Raw genomic sequence first — 3,470 nt, 5'->3', positions numbered from 1 at the left:
ACATCATGGTCGAGGTCGACTCCCTGGACGCCGTCGGCCGAGCACTGGATCGCGTTGCGCAGAAGGGTTTTCCGTTATCCTCGACGCTCGGTCGGCACACCAACGACAAGATGATCTCGTTCTACGTCCGAGCGCCCGGCGGCTGGGACATCGAATTCGGCACCGACGGCATGAAAGTCGACGAAACGTACTACACGGCTGAGGAGATCACCTCCGACAGTTACTGGGGTCACGACTGGTCCGGCAGCCAGCCGCTGGCGGCGATGTGACCGCGACGGTCGCGCCCGTCGTGCCCGTCAGTGCCCGCGATATCGCAAACTGGGATCTCCAGGCCGATGTGGTGATCGCCGGCTACGGCATTGCCGGTGCGGCGGCGGCGATCGAGGCCGCACGGGCGGGCGCCGAGGTGGTGGTGCTGGAGCGCGCCGGCGGCTGGGGTGGGGCCGCGGCGCTGGCCGGTGGATTCATCTATCTCGGTGGCGGCACGCCGATCCAAAAAGCTTGCGGTTTCGAAGATTCCGTCGACAATATGCACACCTATCTTTGCGCGGCGATGGGTCCGGGTGCCGACGAACACCGGATCGCCGATTACTGTGCCGGCAGCCTCGAGCATTTCGACTGGCTGGTCGGATGCGGGGTGCCGTTCAAACCCAGCTTCTGGGGTGAGCCGGGCTGGGAACCGCCCGACGACGACGGGCTGATGTACACCGGTGGTGAGAATGCATTCCCGTACAACGAGATTGCCACGCCGGCGCCGCGTGGGCATGTGCCGCAGATGCAGGACAAGCGGACCGGAGAAAAGGGCGGCGGCTACATGCTGATGAAGCCGCTGGTGGAAACCGCGACCGCCCTTGGTGTCCACAGCATCGTGGATACCCGGGTGCAGCGGCTGGTCGTTGAGAGCGACGGGCGAGTGGTCGGGATCATCGCCCGCCAGTACGGAACAGAGCTCGCCGTGCGGGCGCGGCGCGGGGTGGTGCTAGCCACTGGCAGCTTCGCCTACAACGAGTCGATGGTGGCGCGGTTTGCCCCGCGGATCGCCGGTCGGCCGGCTGCCGCGATCGAAGAGCATGACGGAATCGCGATTCAGCTGGCGCAGGCACTCGGCGCCGACCTGGCCCACATGGACGCTACCGAAGTGGCGTTCTTGGTCGACCCGCAGTTGGTGGTGCGTGGCATCTTGGTCAACGGCCGGGGACAGCGCTACGTGGCCGAGGACACCTATCCGGGGCGTATCGGGCAACTGACGCTTTACCAGCAGGACGACACGGCGTTCCTGGTGCTCGACGCCGAGGCGCATGAGCAGGCGATGGCTGCGCGGTCGGCGACCCCCTTCCTGCTGCGACCGCCGACCTGGGTCTGCGAGAGTGTGGCCGAACTGGAAACCGAGATCGGTCTGCCGGCCGGCTCGCTGCAGCCGACCGTGGCGGCCTACAACGACGGTGCCGCGCGGGGTGAAGATCCGCTGCTGCACAAGAAACCGGAGTGGCTGCGCCCGATCGGCACGCCGGTGGGCGCTATTGACCTGCGCGGCAGCACCGGCGGCTTCACGCTCGGCGGTCTACACACGACGCTGGCCGCCGAGGTGCTACATGTCAGCGGCGACCCGATCCCGGGCCTGTTTGCGGCCGGACGTGCCACTGCCGGACTCGCCGCGTGGGGGTATGCCAGCGGCATCTCGCTGGGTGACGGCAGCTTCTACGGCCGCCGTGCCGGGCGGAGCGCCGCCACCGCTTAGCCTCGCGGCAAGACCAAAAGCCCACATTTCCGGTGGAAATGAGGGCTTTTGTGGCTGTTCCGGCATGGTTGTGAGCGGCGCCACACTATGGTATGAATAGGCATATACCTAATCGGAATATCGGCGCAGGGAGGAACCATGACAGCCCAGGCCGAAGCCTGTACCCCGAGCGCCGTCATCGATCGCGTGTCGCTGGTTCTCGATGCCTTTGACGGGCCGGGCCGGTTATCCCTGGCTCAGGTCGTGCGCCGCACCGGCTTGCCGCGTTCGTCGGCGCATCGCCTGCTCGAGCGGCTGGTGCACCTGCGCTGGCTGCGTCGCCAGGGCCGCGACTACGAGCTGGGCATGCGGCTGGTCGAACTGGGATCGCTTGCGGTGCACCAGGATCGGCTACACCGGGCTGCGCAACCGTTTCTGCACGAGTTGCATCGGGCTACCGGCTTGGTTGTGCATCTGGCCGTCCTCGACGGCGCGGATGTGGTCTACCTGGAGAAGATCGCCGGCGGATTCGGCGCTGCGGTGCCCTCCCGCGTCGGCGGCCGGCAGCCCGCGCATTGCACCGCGGTCGGTAAGGCCCTGCTCGCGTTCTCGGAGCCGAGTCGGCTGGACGCCTTCGACGTCGACCTGTTGACCCGCAAGACCAAGTACTCGATTTCTACTCGCCGTCAGCTGACCGAGGACCTGAAGGCGATCCGAGCCCGCGGGTTCGCCTACGAACGAGGGGAGTCGGTGGCTGGATTCGGTTGTGTCGCTGCGCCGATCGGTGACGTCGGTCAGGCCGCCGAGCCCATCGCCGCGGTATCGGTGTGCGGTCCGTTGGAGCGGATGGCCTTCGACCACCGTTTGGCCGGACCGGTGCGCACGACGGCCTTGAGCATCTGGCGCAACTTCGACGACGGCGACACAATCCGGGTACAGCCGATCCTTCAGCAGCCCCGACCGCTGCACCCGACACCGGTCCGGACCTTGCAGTACGCGTGAGCCTCGACGCCGAGATCGCCAAGCTCCTACCGGCGCTCAACTCTTACTTCCCGCGTGTCGAGACGATGACTGGGCCGCAACTGCGGGCCGTGATCCGCGAGCGTGCGGTGCCGCCGCCGCGTCCCGCGCCGGTCGGTGCCGTTGCAGACCGGGCCGTGCCCTCCCCGGCGGGCGACATTGCCGTGCGCATCTACTGGCCGACTGTATCTTCTGCGACGTCCGGTCCCGTGCCCGTCGTCGTCTTCGCGCATGGCGGCGGGTTCGTGTTTTGCGATCTGAATTCCCACGACGAACTGTGCCGCGCGATGACGAACGGTATCGGCGCGGTGGTCGTGTCTATCGACTACCGGCTGGCACCCGAATCACCATGGCCGGCAGCAGCCGAGGATGTCTACGCCGTCGCGGACTGGGCGACGCAACAGGCCGGAGCGCTCGGCGTCGACCCCGGCCGGCTGCTGGTTGCCGGTGACAGCGCCGGCGGCAACTTGGCCGCGGTGACCGCCCTGATGGCCCGCGACCGCGACTGGCCCGCAATCGCGGGCCAGCTGCTGATATATCCGGTGATCACCGCGGACTTCGGCACGCCGTCATACCAACGCTTCGGTGTGGGGTACTACAACACCGCTGCAGCGATGTCCTGGTACTGGGATCAATACGTTCCGGCACTCGCGGACCGCAGTCATCCCTACGCCTCGCCGCTGCGGGCCCGGCTGACCGGCCTGCCGCCCGCGGTGGTGATCACCGCCGGGTG

4 protein-coding genes are annotated in these 3,470 nt (G+C 67.4%); all 4 read left to right on the top strand.

Going from position 1 to position 3,470, the window contains the following annotated elements:
• Nucleotides 1-269: VOC family protein (locus tag WAN71_RS24735; protein WP_422227853.1), on the top strand; the 269-nt coding region annotated here is incomplete at its 5' end.
• Nucleotides 266-1,738 carry an FAD-dependent oxidoreductase gene (locus tag WAN71_RS24730; protein ID WP_422227852.1) on the top strand — a complete coding sequence of 491 codons (1,473 nt, stop codon included), beginning with the start codon at nt 266-268 and terminating at the stop codon, nt 1,736-1,738. The genes WAN71_RS24735 and WAN71_RS24730, both read left to right, overlap by 4 nt.
• Nucleotides 1,739-1,876: 138 nt before the next feature.
• The gene (locus WAN71_RS24725) at nt 1,877-2,719 is read left to right on the top strand and encodes an IclR family transcriptional regulator (protein ID WP_422227851.1); all 843 of its coding nucleotides are present in this window, start codon (nt 1,877-1,879) and stop codon (nt 2,717-2,719) included.
• Nucleotides 2,716-3,470, top strand: a 755-nt coding sequence (locus WAN71_RS24720) for an alpha/beta hydrolase (protein WP_422227850.1), incomplete at its 3' end; no start/stop codon positions are given. The genes WAN71_RS24725 and WAN71_RS24720, both read left to right, overlap by 4 nt.

Source organism: Mycobacterium sp. (assembly GCF_049280035.1).
Lineage (GTDB): Bacteria > Actinomycetota > Actinomycetes > Mycobacteriales > Mycobacteriaceae > Mycobacterium.
This window is presented reverse-complemented; position numbering and strand designations above follow the sequence as displayed.